The organism is Neobacillus drentensis (assembly GCF_036965245.1).
In the GTDB taxonomy this organism is placed as follows: domain Bacteria; phylum Bacillota; class Bacilli; order Bacillales; family Cytobacillaceae; genus Neobacillus; species Neobacillus drentensis_G.
Genome location: NZ_JBALPG010000136.1, coordinates 1 through 309 on the forward strand (window position 1 = coordinate 1; position 309 = coordinate 309).

Consider the following 309-nt stretch of genomic DNA (forward strand, 5'->3'; position numbering starts at 1 on the left):
GTGCCGTCCCATTTAAGACCAATGGTATGCCAGTCACCCGCCGCGACCGCGACAATATCATGCCAGCCACTTACATTGCATTCACCTTCATAATTTCGGCCTACAGCTACCACCGAACCATCCGACTTAAGCCCAATGGTACGACGCCAACCCGCCGCAACCGCTACAATATCGCGCCAGTCGTTTACATCGCATTGGTCATGCTTATTCCAACCCACAGCCGCCACAGTACCGTCAGATTTAAGACCGATTGTATGAGAATTACCCGTGTTCGTCGCTAAATGAACATTACCCGCCGCGACCGCCACA

The 309-nt window shown here is 52.8% G+C and carries 1 pseudogene; it reads right to left on the reverse strand.

Annotated features, from left to right (window positions below):
* Nucleotides 1-309, reverse strand: a pseudogene (locus V7150_RS22135) (chromosome condensation regulator); the annotation flags it as partial.